The sequence below is a fragment of the Aeromonas salmonicida subsp. salmonicida genome, from assembly GCF_001643305.1.
Taxonomy (GTDB): Bacteria; Pseudomonadota; Gammaproteobacteria; order Enterobacterales; family Aeromonadaceae; genus Aeromonas; species Aeromonas salmonicida.
This window is the reverse complement of the sequence record NZ_LSGW01000084.1, coordinates 78,152-93,534: the sequence shown is the minus strand read 5'-3', so window position 1 is coordinate 93,534 and position 15,383 is coordinate 78,152. Positions and strand designations below refer to the sequence as shown.

Sequence of the window (15,383 nt, the reverse complement as noted above, 5' to 3'; positions counted from 1 at the left end):
CGCCGGGCGGGATAGTCAAAGGGAGCCATAGTGGCTCCCTTTGTTGTTTGAGGCTGGTCGTTCCTAGATGAGGAACAGGGTGGCCAACCCGAGGAAGATGAAGAAGCCGCCGGTATCCGTGATGGCGGTGATCATCACGCTGGCGCCTATTGCGGGATCCCGGCCGAGACGGGTCATGGTCATGGGAATCATGACCCCCATCAGGGCTGCGACCAGCAGGTTGATCATCATGGCCAGCGTCATCACGGCACCCAGCGCCGGATCCTGATAGAGCAGATAGGTCGCGACCCCCATGGTGCCGCCCCATACCAGGCCGTTGACGAGGGCTACTCCCAGCTCACGCCACAGCAGGAAGGAGATGTTGCCCGCCTGGATATGCTGCAGTGCCAGCGCTCGGACTATCATGGTGATGGTCTGGTTGCCGGTGTTGCCACCGATCCCCGCGACTATGGGCATCAGGGCCGCCAGCGCCACCAGTTGCGAGATGGTGTGCTCGAACAGGCCTATGACCCGTGACGCAACGAAGGCGGTACAGAGGTTGATGGCGAGCCAGGCCCAGCGGGTCTTGACCGCCTTGCTGACCGGGGCGAACAGGTCTTCATCTTCGCTGATACCCCCCATGCGGCGCAGGTCTGTGTCACTCTCTTCATACACCAGGTCCACCACCTCGGCGACGGTGAGGCGACCCATCAGCTTGCCCTTGGCATCCACCACGGCCGCGGAAATCAGGTCATCCCGCTCGAAGGTTCGGGCCGCCGCTTCATCGTTGTCTTCCGGGTCGAAGGTAACGGGATCCCGCTCCATGACGTTGGCGACCAGGGTATCCGGTTTGTGCAGCAGCAAAGTGGTGAGGGGCAGCTCCCCTTGCAAGCGGTTGCGCCTGTCGATGACGAACAGTTTGTCGGTGTTGACGGGGATCTTGGCGCGCAGGCGCAGGTAGCGCTGCACGGTCGCCAGGCTCACCTCGGCTCGCACCGTGATGATCTCGAAGTCCATCATGGCGCCGACAGTGTGCTTGCCATAGCGGATCACGTCCCGTACCCGGTCGCGCTGGGGCGGGGCCATGGAGGTGAGCAGGCGGCCCATCAGGTTGCGAGGCAGGTACTGGCCCAGATAGATCTGATCATCGATATCGAGGGAGCGCAGAGCGTGCAGCAGCGCCTTGTCGCTCATGCCGTTGATGAGGCTGTCCCACACCGTCTCCGATGCCTCGACCAGGATCTGGCCATGCTTCTCTTCATTCACCAGCTGCCACAGCGCGTGGCGCTCGTCCGGCGGCAGGGATTCCAGGGTATCGGCGACGTCGGCGGCGGGCAGTCGGTTCACCAGACGGATGATTTCGCCAGTCTGGTCGCGCTGCGCCGCATCCTGTGCCGACTGGGGGTCGAGCAGGCTGTCGGTGAGGGCATCGTCGGCCAGCAGCAGGGTGAGGATGCGCCTTCTGTCTTTTTCACGCTGTTTGGCGCTGTTCTTGACGGGGTGAGACATGAAACGGAATTCCTGAAATCGGTTGGCCGGATGACCTCCCCATAGGATACCAGACTCAAAACAGGAGGTTATGACCATGAGTGCCGTCAGACGTCATAAAAAACCGCCGCCATGATGGCGGCGGTCTGAATAGACTGGCAGATTGCGGGTTCAGGCCAGTGCGGCGGCTTGCACCCCATGGTTGGTCTGGCCGAACCAGGCGAGCTTGTCGGCCAGGGTTACCACTGAGCCCACCATGATAAGAGCCGGGCTCTCGACCCCGACGGCCAGCTCCGGCAGCTGGTCGAGGGTGCCGCGGATGACCCGCTGGTTTAGCTGGGTGCCCCGTTCGATCAGCGCCACCGGCGTTGTGCCCGCCTTGCCGTGAGCCGTCAGCTTCTGGCGTATGGTGGCGCACGATGAGAGTCCCATGTAAAACACCAGAGTCTGTTGATCCCGAGCCAGCAGGGGCCAGTCCAGATCCTGGGTGCCACCCTTGCCGTGGGCGGTGACGAAGCGCACGCTCTGGGCGTGATCGCGATGGGTGAGAGGAATGCCCGCATAGGCCGCGCAGCCGCTCGCCGCCGTGATCCCCGGCACCACCTGGAAGCCCACGCCGCTGCCGACCAGCGTCTCCAGCTCCTCGCCGCCCCGGCCGAAGATGAAGGGGTCTCCCCCCTTGAGCCGCACCACCCGCTGCCCCTTGCTGGCTTCTTCCAGCAACAGCTGGTTGATGCCCTCCTGGGGAACGCAGTGGTTGCCCGCCTGCTTGCCGACGAAGATACGCCTGGCATCGCGGCGCACCAGCGCCATTACCTCATCGGAGACCAGCTGGTCATAGACCACCAGGTCCGCCTGTTGCATGTGGCGCAGGGCGTGGAGGGTGAGCAGACCGGGATCCCCCGGGCCTGCGCCCACCAGGATCACTTCCCCCTTGGCACCTGTCTCCTCGGCAAACAGAGTGTCGGCCAGCTGGTTGGCCGATGCCTTGTCACCCCGTGCCAGCGCCTGACCGAGCCGATCGGCGCTAAGCAGCCGCTCCCAGAACTGGCGCCTCTCTCCCATGCTGGCGAAGCGGGCCTTGACCCGCGCCCGCAGGCCGCCGGCAAAGGCGGCCACAGCGCCCAGGTGCTGGGGCAGCAGGGCCTCCAGTTTTTCGCGCAGCAATCGGGCCAGCACAGGGGCCTTGCCGCCGGAGGAGATGGCCACCATCAGCGGTGAGCGGTCGATGATCGACGGCATGATGAAGCTGGAGCGTTTGGGATCGTCCACCACGTTGGCGAAGATGCCCGCCTGGTTGGCGCTCTGGTAGACCAGCGCATTGACTTCACGCCTGTCGGTGGCGGCCACCACCAGCCACTTGCCCGTCAGGTGTGCCGGCTCGAACTCGGCAGCTAGCCAGTCGATCGTCCCGCTGGTGGCAAGGGCTGCCAGTTCGGGGTCGAGTGCGGGAGAGACCACAGTCAGCCGGGCGCCGGCGTCCAGCAGCAGGCGCGCCTTGCGCTCTGCGACTTCGCCGCCGCCAACCAGCAGCACGGGTTTGTTGTCGAGTCGGCAAAAGATGGGCAAGTAGTCCATGGGGCCTCCGGATCAGGCGGTTTGGGTCTGGCTGGCGGCGGCGTTGGCGTCGGTCACTGCGACCGGACGATCCGCTTTCGGGGTGGCATACCAGTAGCCCAGTCCCATGAAGAGGGCGCCGGAGACGGTATTGCCGAGGGTCACCCACAGCAGGTTGTGGCCTATGCCACCCAGGGTGTAGGCCTCGGAATGGGCACCGAACCAGGAGAGGGCGAACAGGGTCATGTTGGCGACCGAGTGCTCATAACCGGAGGCGATAAAGGCCAGCAGGCACCACCAGATGGCGATGAACTTGGCGGCACCCTCGGTGCGCAGCGCCATCCAGATGGCGAGGCAAACCAGCCAGTTGCAGAGGATCCCCTTCATGAACAGGGTCAGGGCCGGTGCCTGGGTCTTGGCCAGCGCCACCTTGTGGGCCAGGCTGCCCGCATCCGGCAGCAGACTGCCGCCGTAGGAGTAGATCAGCGCCACTGCGATGGAGCCGAGCAGGTTGCCTGCCCAGGTCTGGGGCAGGATGCGCAGCAGATCGGTCATGGTGATCTTGCCTGTTTTCACCCCGAAGGTGAGGAACATGGTGTGGCCGGTGAACAGCTCGGAGCCGGCGATGATCACCAGCGTCAGGGCTATGCCGAAGGTGGCTCCCATCACCAGAGGGCGAATGCTGGGGTCGACCAGATTGCCGAGAGTGAAGATAAGGATGATGCCCAGGCCCACATAGGCCCCCGCCATGGCGGAGCTGAGCCAGAAGCCCAGCTTGTCGCTGCGCTCGAAGCGGTTGATGCGGGCCGCATTGGCGGCGCATTTGTTAATGGTCTCGGTATACATAGGTGTTCTCTTTAAGGGGGCCGCCCGCGGGCAGCCCCGATATTCATGGAGTTAAACGGCGACCCAGACTTGCTGATCGCGTACCTCTACGGCATAGGAGGCAATCGACATGGCCGGATTCTCGAAGCAGTGGCCATCGCTCAGGCGAAAGCGCTGCTTCTTGAGCGGGCTGGCAACCCAGAGCGCGCCCTCGTGTTCGCAGATCAGACCCCGCGACAGCACGTTGGCGGCGAAGAAGGGGTCCCGGTTGTCGATGGCGAACACCTCGGCCGCCGCGCTCGGGCGGAACAGGGCGATCTGACGCCCCTCGATCAGAGCGCAGACGCCGGTTCCCGGCAGGATGTCGTTGAGTTGGCAGGCGAATTTCATGATTGAACCTCCACATCGAGCGAAACAGGCATATTCTGGCGCCCTTCCAGCAGGGCACAGACGCCGGTGCCCGGAAAAATGTCATTGAGCTGACAGGCTAATTTCATCACTTTGCCTCCACTTCGATCTGGTAGACGGGAATGCGCTCTGCCGGAGTGGCGGGCCTGTGCTGATCGCGCTCGCTGACGAACTGTACGTCCGGGTCACGCTTGCCGCTGTTGATGAAGTGGCTGAAGCGCTTGAGCTGCTCCTCTTCATTCAGGGTGCGGGACCACTCGCACTCGTAGCTGTCGATCAGCACCTGGATGTCGCGCTCCAGGGTGGCATTCAGTCCCAGCTTGTCGTCGACGATTACTTCGCGCAGGTAGTCGACCCCGCCCTCCAGGTTGCCGAGCCAGACCGAGGTACGCTGCAGCTTGTCGGCGCTGGTGACGTAGAACATCATGAAGCGGTCGATCAGCTTGATGAGGGTCTCCCGATCCAGGTCGGAGGCCAGCAGGTCGGCGTGGCGCGGCTTCATGCCGCCGTTGCCGCCCACATAGAGGTTCCAGCCTGCGTCCGTGGCGATAATGCCGACATCCTTGCCCTGAGCTTCCGCACATTCGCGGGTACAGCCGGAGACACCGAACTTCATCTTGTGGGGGGTGCGAATGCCCTTGTAGCGGTTCTCGAGGAAGACCCCGAGGCCGACGCTGTCCTGCACACCGAAGCGGCACCAGGTGCTGCCGACACAGGTTTTGGCCATGCGCAGCGCCTTGGCGTAGGCCTGACCTGTCTCGAAGCCCGCGGCCAGCAATTTCCGCCAGATGGCGGGCAGATCATCTTTTTGGGCACCGAACAGGCCGATGCGCTGGGCACCGGTGATCTTGGTGTAGAGCTTGTAGTCGCGGGCCACTTCGGCCACCGCCAGCAGGCCTTCCGGGGTCACTTCACCACCGGCCATGCGTGGGATGACGGAGTAGCTGCCGTCCTTCTGCATGTTGCCGAGGAAGATGTCATTGGTGTCCTGCAGCTGGGTGTTGAGCGGGTTCAGCACATAGCCATTCCAGCAGGAGGCGAGGATGGAGCCGACCGTGGGTTTGCACACCTCGCAGCCATAGCCGTGTCCGTGTCTGGCCAGCAGCTCGTTGAAGCTCTTGATCCCTTCCACCTTGACCAGGTGGAACAGCTCCTGGCGGGAGTGGGGGAAGTGGGCGCAGAGGTGGTTGTTGACCTCTATGCCCTGCTTCACCAGCTCGGCGTTGAGCACCTGGCTGATGAGCGGCACGCAGCCGCCGCAGCCGGTACCGGCCTTGGTGTGCTGCTTGATGGCGGCCAGGGTGGTGTGGCCCTCGGCGACCGCCTGGGCTATGTCGCCCTTGGATACGTCGAAGCAGGAGCAGATCTGGGCGGTGGACGGCAGGGCATCCACTCCCAGGGTCGGCTTGGCACCGGCATAGGCGGGCAGGATCAGGGTATCCGGGTGGGCGGGCAGCGGCATGGCGTTGAGCATCAGCTGCAGCAGGTTGCCGTAGTCATCCACATCGCCAACCAGCACGGCGCCGAGCAGGCGGCTGTTGTCTTCGCTCACCACGATACGCTTGTAGACGCCGGCCTGATCGTCCTGGAATACATAGCTGTGGCTGCCAGGGGTGCGGCCGTGGGCATCACCGATGGAGCCGACGGAGACGCCGAGCAGCTTGAGCTTGGCGCTCATGTCCGCCCCTTCGAAACGGCTGTCGCCGCCGAGCAGATGGTCGACGGTGATCTGGGCCATCTTGTAGCCGGGGGCTACCAGGCCGAAGAAGCGACCCTGCCAGGCGGCGCACTCACCGATGGCATAGATGTCGGGGTCGGAGGTGAGGCAGTGATCGTCGACAGCTACGCCGCCGCGCTCGGCTATGGCCAGTTCCGAGTAACGGCCGAGGGTGTCCTGCGGGCGTATGCCGGTGGAGAAGACCACCACATCTACTTCAAGCGTGCTGCCGTCGGCAAAGGCGAGGCGATGCTGGGCGTCACGACCGCCGTGCATCAGAATCTCGCTGGTGCTCTTGCTGGTGTGAACCTGCACCCCCATGGATTCGATCTTGCGGCGCAGCAGCTGGCCACCCTGACCGTCGAGCTGTTCCGCCATCAAGACCGGGGCAAACTCCACCACATGGGTCTCGAGGCCGAGCGCCTTGAGGGCACCGGCCGCTTCCAGGCCGAGCAGGCCGCCTCCAATGACAACACCACTCTTGCCGCTCTTGGCGGCGCTGCGGATGGCTTTCAGATCCTCTATGGTGCGATAGACGAAGCACTCGTGGTGCTGACTGCCCGCAATGGGCGGCACCCAGGGGTAGGAGCCGGTGGCCAGCACCAGCTTGTCGTAGCCGACCACAGTGCCCTTGTTGGAATGCACTTCGCGGGCCGCCCTGTCGATTTTTTTCACCGCTTCGCCGAGCAGCAGGCGGATGCCGTGCTTCTCGTAGAAACCGGGTTTGACGAGGGAGAGATCTTCGCTGGTGTGGTGGGAAAAGTAGGAGGAGAGATGGACACGATCGTAGGCGGGACGCGGTTCTGCACCGAAGACGGTGATCTCGAACCGGTCCGGATCGGCCCGCTCGATCAACTCTTCGATGAAGCGGTGCCCCACCATGCCGTTCCCTATGACGGCCAGCCTGACTTTGCTCATGATTGCCTCTAGTTTGGAGTAATAAAACATCATTCTGAGGCTAGGCTACCCAGTCGCAGGGACGGGACGATTGATGCAAATCAAGTGTCTATTTATATATCTCCTCAGGGGTAATTCGATACAATTCAAAGTTATACATAAATAGGTATACCAGTGGTGCATTCTGGGCTTTGGCTGTCACGGGGCAAGAGGGGTAGCCCGTCTGGCCAGGCATAATGAAAGAAAACACCTCGGCAAAGGTGCTTTCACTGTCGGCGTCTGGGTAGTGCGGCGGATTATGGCGGCGCAGATCACCGCTCTTTCTGTGTGGCCTGATAGGGGGCGCGGGCGCAGGTTTCGCGGATGACGGTGCGCAACCAGCGGTGGGCCGGATCGGCGTCCAGCCGCGGGTGCCAGAGCAGGGCCAGGGTGATCCCGGGCAAGGGAAAGGGCAGAGGCAGAGTCACCAGATCGGCGTGCAGGGAGGCGCAGTGCAGGGCGGGCACTGTCGCCACCAGATCGCTGCCCCGCACCAGCGCCAGTGCAGTGGCAAACCCCGGCACCAGGGTGGCGATGGCTCGCTCCAGCTTCAGGGCGGCGAGCGCCTCGTCGATGGGGCCGTGCTCCTGCCCGCGCCGCGACACCAGCACATGGCGGGCGGCGGCATAGCGGACTGCGGTCAGGGGCCCCTCGCACAGTGGATGGCCCGGTCGTACCACGGCGACAAAGCGATCCTGAAACAGCGCCTGGGTGCGCAGCTCGGGCGCCGTATTAGTGCCGATCACGCCGGTTTCAAAATCCAGCTCACCGCTGCGCAGGGGGTGACTCTCCTTGTCGGGCTTGGCTATGAAATGCAGCCGCACCCCGGGCGCCTCGGCGGCGAGCCGCGCCAGCAGGGCCGCTCCGACACTCTCCATGAAACCGTCGCTGGATCTGAGACGAAAGGTGCGCACCAGGTGGGCCGGATCTATCTCCTGCTGGGGGCGCAGTACGGCTTCGGCCTCCTGCACCAGCTGGCTGACCCGCTCGCGCAGGGCCAGGGCGCGTGGTGTTGGCACCAGCCCCCGGCCCGCGCGCACCAGCAGCGGATCCCCAGTGGTGTCACGCAGGCGGGCCAGTGCCCGGCTCATGGCGGAGGGGCTGAGCTTCAGCCGCCTGGCCGCCCCGGCCACGCTGCCCTCATCGAGCAGCGCATCCAGGGTCAGCAGCAGATTGAAATCGGGGGTGGTCATGGTCGTGCCCTCGCCGAGCAGGGTGTTAGGGGTGACCAACCTGATGGCGGTCGGTTGGATTCATCATACGCGAGAATCCGGCTCTTCATATGGCGTGCCGTGCAGCTATAAGTTGCAAGCCGTGCGTCTTCCGCCAGATACACGCTCTGACTAGCCTTGTCGGCATCATAGTTCGCCGGAGGTCATGCCCATGTCACATTCCATCACAATCCCGACGCCTTTTGCCCGCCGTGCTGGCCTGCTGGCGCTCGGTCTTGCCACCCTGTTGCCCATGCTGGCGGGGAGCATGGCCAACATGGTACTGCCCGCGTTGGGGCAGGTATTTGCCGTCCCCTTTGCCAGCGTGCAATGGGTACTGGTGGCCTATCTGCTGGGGATCACCTGCCTGACAGTGGTGGCTGGCAGGCTTGGGGACAGGTTTGGCCGGCGGCGTTTGCTGCTCTGGGGCATGGCGTTGTTTGCATTGGCGTCCCTGCTGTGCGCCCTAGCTCCCACCATAGGTTGGCTGATTGCGGCGCGCGTCCTGCAGGGAGCCGGTGCTGCCTGCATGCTCTCTCTGGCGCTCGCCATGGTGGGGCAGCTGGTGCCACCAGAGCGGCGTGGCTGGAGCATGGGACTGCTCGGTACCCTGTCGGCCTGTGGCACAGCCCTTGGCCCCTCGTTCGGTGGCCTCTTGATCGGTGCGTTTGGCTGGCAGGCTCCCTTTCTGTTGCTGGTGCCCGTCAGCCTGTTGGCACTGGGTGCCGGCATGCTGGGTCTGCCACCTGAGGGCGCTTTGCCACAAAGAGAGAGGGTGAACCTGGCGAGTCTGTCGATGCTGGTGATGGCGCTGCTCTGCTACGGGCTGGCGCTGACCTCGGGAGGGATTTTGGCGCTGGGGTTGTGGGCGGGGGCTCTGCTTGTCACTGCACTGTTCATTCGCCGCGAGCGCCTCGACCCCTCTCCCCTGTTGCCACTGGTGCTGTTGGCCGAACCCAGGCTCAGGGGCGGCTTGCTCGCCAGTGCCCTGGTGGCCAGCGTCATGGTGGTGACATTGCTGATCGGCCCCTTTTACCTGCGCGGTGTGTTTGACCTCGATATGGCGACGGTCGGGCTCATGATCTCGGGGGGACCCCTGCTGGCCGCCTTGACGGGTATGCCTGCCGGCTGGCTGGTGGACAGGTTTGGCGTGCTATGGGTCGTTCGGCTGGGGTTGGCTGTCATGGTCATAGCAGCCCTTGGACTGGCAACCCTGACGGCGGGATATGGTCCGCTCGGCTATCTGCTGCCCATACTGCTGCTGACGGCCGGTTATGCATTGTTCCAGACCGCCAACAACAGTGCCGTGGTCGGTGGGGCGAGTGAGCAGGCACGGGGGGCCGTTGCGGGCTTGTTGACCCTGTCGCGCAATCTGGGCCAACTGACGGGAGCGGCCGGGCTCGGTGGCCTGTTTGCCACTCTGGTGGGGACGCACAATCTGAGCATGGCCATGCCGACCGATCTGGTGTTCGGTACTCAGGTTACCTTTGCCCTGACCGGCCTGCTCACAGGGTTGGCGCTATGGCTGGTGGGGCGCAGACGAGAGGAGGCGCTTGCGGTGGTGTGAGGATCATGAGACACAAAAAAGACGCCTCCATAGTGGAGGCGTCCAGAATAGTCAGTGCTGTGCCGAGACTCGCTTACAGGATAAAGCGGCTCAGGTCCTCATCTTCAATCAACTTGCCGAGGTGAGCGTTGACGTAGTCGGTGTCGATCACGAAGGTCTCGCCGGACTTCTCGGAGGCATCGAAGGAGATGTCTTCCATCAGTCGCTCCATCACGGTATGCAGGCGACGGGCACCTATGTTCTCGGTGCGCTCGTTGACCTGCCAGGCCGCTTCGGCCAGACGGCGGATGCCGTCCTTGGTGAACTCGATATTGACCCCTTCGGTGGCCATCAGCGCCTTGTACTGATCGGTCAGGGAGGCGTTCGGCTCGGTCAGGATACGCTCGAAGTCATCTGTGGTGAGCGCGGTCAGCTCGACCCGGATCGGCAGACGACCCTGCAGCTCGGGGATGAGATCCGACGGGCGGGCGACCTGGAAGGCGCCGGAGGCGACGAACAGGATATGGTCGGTCTTGACCATGCCGTGCTTGGTGTTGACGGTACAGCCTTCCACCAGCGGCAACAGGTCGCGCTGTACCCCTTCACGGGAAACATCCGGGCCGGAGCTCTCGCCGCGTTTGCAGATCTTGTCGATCTCGTCGAGGAAGACGATGCCGTTGTTCTCGACCGCTGCTATGGCTTTTTGCTTCAGCTCTTCCGGGTTGACCAGACGAGCGGCTTCCTCTTCGATCAGCGCCTTCATGGCCTCTTTGACTTTGATCTTGCGCTTCTTCTTCTGGTTCTGGCCCAGGTTCTGGAACAGCCCCTGCAGCTGGTTGGCCATCTCTTCCATACCCGGCGGTGTCATGATCTCGACGCCCATCGGGGAGGCTGAGAGCTCCAGTTCGATCTCCTTGTCATCCAGCTGACCTTCCCGCAGTTTCTTGCGGAAAATCTGGCGGGTGTTGGAGTTGTCGGCTTTCTCTTCCTCACCCCAGGTGTTGCGCGGGTTGGGCAGCAGGGCGTCGAGGATGCGCTCTTCGGCGGCCTCCTCGGCGCGGTATTTCATCTTCTCCATCTCGGTCTCGCGCACCAGCTTGATGGCGACATCGGTCAGGTCGCGGATGATGCTGTCCACTTCCTTGCCCACATAGCCCACCTCGGTGAACTTGGTCGCTTCCACCTTGATGAAGGGCGCGTTGGCCAGCTTGGCCAGACGACGGGCGATCTCGGTCTTACCGACACCGGTCGGGCCTATCATCAGGATGTTTTTCGGGGTCACTTCATGGCGCATCTCTTCACCGAGCTGCATCCGGCGCCAGCGGTTGCGCAGGGCAACGGCGACGGCGCGTTTGGCATCGGCCTGACCAATGATGTGTCGGTCCAGCTCGTGGACGATTTCTCTCGGGGTCATCTCGGACATGATGGCGTTCCTGTATCCGGGGCGGGCAGGGCCCACCCCTTCGAAAATGGGTTACTTGGCTGGCTTATTTAGCTGAATAATCCAGCACTTCTATGGTGTGGTTGCCGTTGGTGAAGACGCAGATGTCGCCCGCAATCTTGAGGGACTTCTCGACTATGGTTTTGGCATCCAGCTCGGTGTTTTCCAGCAGGGCGATGGCCGCGGACTGGGCGAAGTTGCCGCCCGAGCCGATGGCGATGAGATCCTGCTCCGGCTGCACCACGTCACCGTTGCCGGTGATGATGAAGGATTTGTGTTCGTCGGCGACCGCCAGCAGGGCTTCGAGGCGGCGCAGGGCGCGATCGGTGCGCCAGTCTTTGGCCAGCGCCACGGCGGCGCGTTCCAGATTACCCTGATGGGCCTGCAGTTTGGCTTCGAAGCGTTCGAGCAGAGTGAAGGCATCGGCAGTACCGCCAGCGAAACCCGCCAGCACCTTGCCGTTATAGAGACGATGAACCTTGCGGGCATTGCCCTTCATGACGGTGTTGCCGAGGGATACCTGGCCATCACCACCGATCACGACCTGACCGTTGCGGCGAACTGAAACTATGGTAGTCACTTTACTTACCTCGCTTGAGCCGAATAACGGCCTGACTGTGCATGGCAAGAAAGATGGGGATGCCTGCCTGGCTTTTCAACCCTGGGGGAGTATCCGAAGCGGGTCGACCTCTATCGAGACTTGGTGGCGCAGAAAAGAGAAAGGGCCGGGTCTGTCGACCCGGCCCTTTCTCAAGGTTCCCCTGACAGGGTTCACCCCTTCTTGGGGATGCAACCGCTGATGCCAGCGCTTTGCAGCTTGCGGTTGGCCGCATCTGTGGCTGCCTTGCCGCTGAACGGACCCACCATCACCTTGTAGACGGCACCACCGGCCCCGTTGACAACTTGCAGGCTGGAGGAGAGCCCGGCGGTGAAGGCGATACGGGCCTTGAGCGATTCGGCAGAATCCTGCGAACGCAGGGCGGCGCACTGCATCATGTAGCGTCCGCTGTCGTCGCCCGTGGCTGCCGCAACTTGTGGTTTGGGCGCAGCGGCCCGCTCACGTTCCAGTTCTGCACGGATCTCCCGCTCCATCCGCTCCCGGTCCGCCTGACGATCGATCACCTGCTCCTGGGCGCTGGCCACAGGGGCGGGTTTGGCCGGTTGAACCGGTTGCGGCTTGTAGGGCTGCACCTGACCAATGGGCGTACCCGGTTGGGGGATGTCGGTCGGCACCGGCTGCGGCAGTTTCTCCGGCTGCAGGGTGAGCGTCTCCGCCGGTGGCGGCGGCAACACACCCGGCTGGGGAGGTGGCGCTATGACATCGACCTGCTTGTTTTCAAGCCGTTCGATATAGCTCCACTTCTCCTGGGGTAGAGCATTGTTCTGCGTTTTGGGCTTGTTGGCCTTGACCTGTTCTTCAATGGTGGGGGCATCGCTGCCCTTGCCATTGATCATGTAAAGGAAGCCGCCGAAACCCGCCAGCAGCGCCCCGGCCAGCAGTGCCGGGATAACAGGAAAGCGGCGAGGTGCCGCTTTCTTGGTGTTACGACCACCGGCCCGTCTTCTCGGGCTGTTGCCGACGTAATCCCGGGTTGCCATCTATTACATGCGCTCCAGGGTATGAATGCCCAGCACGCCCAGACCCAGTTTCAGGACCTTGGCAGTGGCGGTGCACAGCAGCAGGCGGCTCTGGCGGGTGGCTTCATCGACGCCATCCTTGTTGATCGGACAGGCTTCGTAGAAGGTCATGAAGTTGCCTGACAGCTCGTACAGATAGGTACAGAGCAGGTGCGGCATGCCTTTGTCGGCAACGCCGTTGACCGCGTCGGAGAACTGGATCAGCTTCTGGGCCAGTACCTCTTCCGCCTCTTCGTTCAGGGTCACGTTGCCAATAAGCGTGCTGGCATCGATGTTGGCTTTGCGGAAGATGGACTGGATGCGGGTGTAGGCATACTGCAGATAGGGCGCAGTGTTGCCTTCAAATGACAGCATCATGTCCCAGTCGAAGATGTAGTCTGTGGTGCGGTTCTTGGAGAGATCCGCATACTTCACCGCGCCCATGGCGATGGCGTTGACCACGTTGGCCTTCTCTTCGGCAGAAAGGTCGCTGTTGCGGCTCTCCAGCAGGGCGGTCGCGCGCTCTTCCGCTTCATTGAGCAGGTCAACCAGCTTGACGGTACCACCGGAGCGGGTCTTGTAGGGACGGCCATCCTTGCCCAGCATCATGCCGAAGGCGTGGTGCTCGAGCGGTACGGATTCCGGTACATAGCCCGCCTTGCGGGTGATGGTCCAGGCCTGCATCAGATGCTGGTGCTGACGGGAGTCGATGAAATACATGACCCGGTCGGCGCCCAGGGTTTCATAACGGTATTTGGCACAGGCGATGTCGGTGGTGGTGTAGAGGAAACCGCCATCGCTCTTCTGGATGATGACGCCCATGGGCTCGCCATCCTTGTTCTTGAATTCGTCCAGGAAGACAACGGTGGCGCCTTCGCTCTCGACCGCCAGCCCTTTGGCTTTCAGGTCGGCAACGATCTCCGGCAGCATGTCGTTGTACATGGACTCGCCCATGATGTCCTTGTTGGTCAGGGAGACATTCAGGCGGTCGTAGTTGATCTGGTTCTGTTCCATGGTCATGTCGACCAGCTTCTTCCACATGGTGCGGCAGTACTCATCGCCACCTTGCAGCTTGACCACGTAGTTGCGCGCACGCTCGGCGAAGGCTTCGTCTTCGTCGTAGCAACGCTTGGCCTGGGTGTAGAAGGCTTCCAGATCCTTGAGCGCCATGTCGCTGGCGTGCTCGTTGGCCATCTTCTCCAGATAGGCGATCAGCATGCCGAACTGGGTACCCCAGTCACCAATGTGGTTGGCGCGCACAACCTTATGGCCGAGGAACTCCAGAGCACGAGCTGCCACATCACCGAGCACGGTAGAGCGGATGTGGTGCACCGCCATCTCTTTGGCGACGTTCGGCGCCGAGTAGTCCACCACCACGGTTTGCGGCGTCGGCAGCTTCACGTTGGCGTTGGCGCTGGTCACCATGGTTTCCACCTGGCCGGCCAGCCAGCGCTGGTCGAAGAAGAAGTTGATGAAGCCGGGACCGGCGATCTCGACCTTGGCGATCAGATCCGAGGCGGGCAGGTTTTCAATGATGGCAGCGGCCAGCTCACGGGGATTCTTGCGGGCCGGTTTGGCCAGCAGCATGGCCAGATTGGTGGCCAGATCACCGTGAGCCTTCTCCTTGCATCGGTCTACTTGCACCCGGGCTTCCAGGTCCGCCGGCAAGACGCCTGCTGACTTGAGATTGGCTACCGTTTGTTCAAGTAGATGATGAATATGCTCTTTCATAACTGACCACCAAGGTTGCGCGTCGAAAAATGACTGATATATAAGGGCGTGAATTTTACCCGCATCGGCCCGAGAAAACTATAGGGACGGCCCGCCAGAGTTGGTCGGGCGGATATTTCACTGCATTTGCCACCACTATCCAGAATATTCACTGGGATAAGCGGTGCTTATCCATTTCTACTGCATATCGAATCGGGTTGTCCAGGCTATTTTCCCCTGATTGTTAAGGGTTTTTCTATTCCAACTGGCACTCAATGATCTGCTCTGGTGCGGCCGTCGTATCAAGAAGCATCTCCAACAGAGGAATAACCTGATGAAACTGGCGCTGTTTCCCCTCTCGGCTCACCTGCTGCCCGGTGGCATCATGCCGCTGCGCATCTTCGAGCCCAGATATCAGCGCATGATCGCCGAGGCGGGAGATCAGGGCTTTGTGCTCTGCATGCTCGACCCCCGTCAGCCCGATGCGCTGCGCAACATGTACCCCATCGCCACCCGGGTGCGAATAGTCGATTTCGATCAACTGCCGGACGGTCTGCTGGGCATTACAGTGCTCGGCATGGAACGGGTCAGGATCGCCGATCTGTGGCAGGAGTCCGACGGGCTGAGAGTCGGCGAGGTGGAACTGCTGCCGCTCTGGCAGACAGGACGACTCAATGCCGACCAGCACTCCCTGGTCAGTGCATTGCAGGAGGTGTTCAACGACTACCCGGAGTATGCGGCTCTCTACCACAACCCCGACTGGGATGATGCCAGCTGGGTGGCCCAGCGCTGGCTGGAGGTGTTGCCTATTCCCGTGGAGCAGAAGCAGTGGCTGCTGGCGGCGGAGAACAACCTGCCCGCGCTTTCCCTGCTGAGGGGCCTGCTGGTTGCCACTCATTGAGCGCGAATGTGCGACCCACGGGTGATCCTTTTTCCGCGTCAGGCGTA

General features: G+C 62.4%; 12 protein-coding genes. 2 read left to right on the top strand and 10 right to left on the bottom strand.

The annotated features are described in order from the left end of the window. Positions 1-63: 63 nt before the first annotated feature. From mgtE to AXW79_RS16000, 6 genes are all read right to left on the bottom strand, one after another. A complete protein-coding gene (gene mgtE, locus AXW79_RS16025) occupies positions 64-1,488 on the bottom strand; it encodes a magnesium transporter (RefSeq protein WP_005318369.1) in 1,425 nt (474 codons plus the stop codon). Between the two features lie 150 nt (positions 1,489-1,638). Next, positions 1,639-3,045, bottom strand: a complete 1,407-nt coding sequence (gene cysG / locus AXW79_RS16020; protein WP_005318371.1) for a siroheme synthase CysG — start codon at positions 3,043-3,045, stop codon at positions 1,639-1,641. Positions 3,046-3,057: 12 nt separating this feature from the next. Continuing rightward, positions 3,058-3,870: a nitrite transporter NirC gene (gene nirC, locus AXW79_RS16015; RefSeq protein ID WP_005318373.1), complete on the bottom strand. Its 813-nt coding sequence runs from the start codon at positions 3,868-3,870 to the stop codon at positions 3,058-3,060. A gap of 51 nt (positions 3,871-3,921) precedes the next feature. Continuing rightward, positions 3,922-4,239, bottom strand: coding sequence for a nitrite reductase small subunit NirD (gene nirD / locus AXW79_RS16010; protein ID WP_005318375.1), 318 nt, complete (start codon positions 4,237-4,239; stop codon positions 3,922-3,924). A 106-nt stretch (positions 4,240-4,345) separates the two neighbouring features. After that, positions 4,346-6,892, bottom strand: coding sequence for a nitrite reductase large subunit NirB (nirB, locus tag AXW79_RS16005; RefSeq protein WP_005318379.1), 2,547 nt, complete (start codon positions 6,890-6,892; stop codon positions 4,346-4,348). Positions 6,893-7,182: 290 nt separating this feature from the next. After that, the gene (locus AXW79_RS16000; RefSeq protein ID WP_011898251.1) at positions 7,183-8,103 is read right to left on the bottom strand and encodes a LysR family transcriptional regulator; all 921 of its coding nucleotides are present in this window, start codon (positions 8,101-8,103) and stop codon (positions 7,183-7,185) included. 190 nt (positions 8,104-8,293) lie between these two features. Between AXW79_RS16000 and AXW79_RS15995 the strand changes: the two genes are divergently transcribed. Further along, positions 8,294-9,688 carry an MFS transporter gene (locus AXW79_RS15995; protein ID WP_005318384.1) on the top strand — a complete coding sequence of 465 codons (1,395 nt, stop codon included), beginning with the start codon at positions 8,294-8,296 and terminating at the stop codon, positions 9,686-9,688. A gap of 73 nt (positions 9,689-9,761) precedes the next feature. Here the strand turns inward: AXW79_RS15995 and hslU are convergent, their stop codons facing one another. The 4 genes from hslU to argS form a co-directional block, all read right to left on the bottom strand. After that, the gene (hslU, locus tag AXW79_RS15990; RefSeq protein ID WP_005318386.1) at positions 9,762-11,090 is read right to left on the bottom strand and encodes an HslU--HslV peptidase ATPase subunit; all 1,329 of its coding nucleotides are present in this window, start codon (positions 11,088-11,090) and stop codon (positions 9,762-9,764) included. A 64-nt stretch (positions 11,091-11,154) separates the two neighbouring features. Beyond that, positions 11,155-11,688: an ATP-dependent protease subunit HslV gene (gene hslV / locus AXW79_RS15985; protein ID WP_005318389.1), complete on the bottom strand. Its 534-nt coding sequence runs from the start codon at positions 11,686-11,688 to the stop codon at positions 11,155-11,157. Between the two features lie 191 nt (positions 11,689-11,879). Continuing rightward, on the bottom strand, positions 11,880-12,707 hold the full coding sequence (locus tag AXW79_RS15980) for an SPOR domain-containing protein (protein WP_005318391.1): 828 nt from the start codon (positions 12,705-12,707) through the stop codon (positions 11,880-11,882). A gap of 3 nt (positions 12,708-12,710) precedes the next feature. After that, positions 12,711-14,456 carry an arginine--tRNA ligase gene (argS, locus tag AXW79_RS15975; protein ID WP_005318393.1) on the bottom strand — a complete coding sequence of 582 codons (1,746 nt, stop codon included), beginning with the start codon at positions 14,454-14,456 and terminating at the stop codon, positions 12,711-12,713. A 313-nt stretch (positions 14,457-14,769) separates the two neighbouring features. On the opposite strand from argS, the gene AXW79_RS15970 reads away from it, so the two are divergent. Continuing rightward, positions 14,770-15,336, top strand: coding sequence for an LON peptidase substrate-binding domain-containing protein (locus AXW79_RS15970; RefSeq protein WP_005318395.1), 567 nt, complete (start codon positions 14,770-14,772; stop codon positions 15,334-15,336). Positions 15,337-15,383: the final 47 nt, after the last annotated feature.

What these genes read in the sequence shown, in the direction of transcription:
- mgtE (WP_005318369.1), bottom strand. Translation starts at nt 1,488, where the DNA reads ATGTCTCACCCCGTCAAGAACAGCGCCAAACAGCGTGAAAAAGACAGA.
- cysG (WP_005318371.1), bottom strand. Translation starts at nt 3,045, where the DNA reads ATGGACTACTTGCCCATCTTTTGCCGACTCGACAACAAACCCGTGCTG.
- nirC (WP_005318373.1), bottom strand. Translation starts at nt 3,870, where the DNA reads ATGTATACCGAGACCATTAACAAATGCGCCGCCAATGCGGCCCGCATC.
- nirD (WP_005318375.1), bottom strand. Translation starts at nt 4,239, where the DNA reads ATGAAATTCGCCTGCCAACTCAACGACATCCTGCCGGGAACCGGCGTC.
- nirB (WP_005318379.1), bottom strand. Translation starts at nt 6,892, where the DNA reads ATGAGCAAAGTCAGGCTGGCCGTCATAGGGAACGGCATGGTGGGGCAC.
- AXW79_RS16000 (WP_011898251.1), bottom strand. Translation starts at nt 8,103, where the DNA reads ATGACCACCCCCGATTTCAATCTGCTGCTGACCCTGGATGCGCTGCTC.
- AXW79_RS15995 (WP_005318384.1), top strand. Translation starts at nt 8,294, where the DNA reads ATGTCACATTCCATCACAATCCCGACGCCTTTTGCCCGCCGTGCTGGC.
- hslU (WP_005318386.1), bottom strand. Translation starts at nt 11,090, where the DNA reads ATGTCCGAGATGACCCCGAGAGAAATCGTCCACGAGCTGGACCGACAC.
- AXW79_RS15980 (WP_005318391.1), bottom strand. Translation starts at nt 12,707, where the DNA reads ATGGCAACCCGGGATTACGTCGGCAACAGCCCGAGAAGACGGGCCGGT.
- argS (WP_005318393.1), bottom strand. Translation starts at nt 14,456, where the DNA reads ATGAAAGAGCATATTCATCATCTACTTGAACAAACGGTAGCCAATCTC.
- AXW79_RS15970 (WP_005318395.1), top strand. Translation starts at nt 14,770, where the DNA reads ATGAAACTGGCGCTGTTTCCCCTCTCGGCTCACCTGCTGCCCGGTGGC.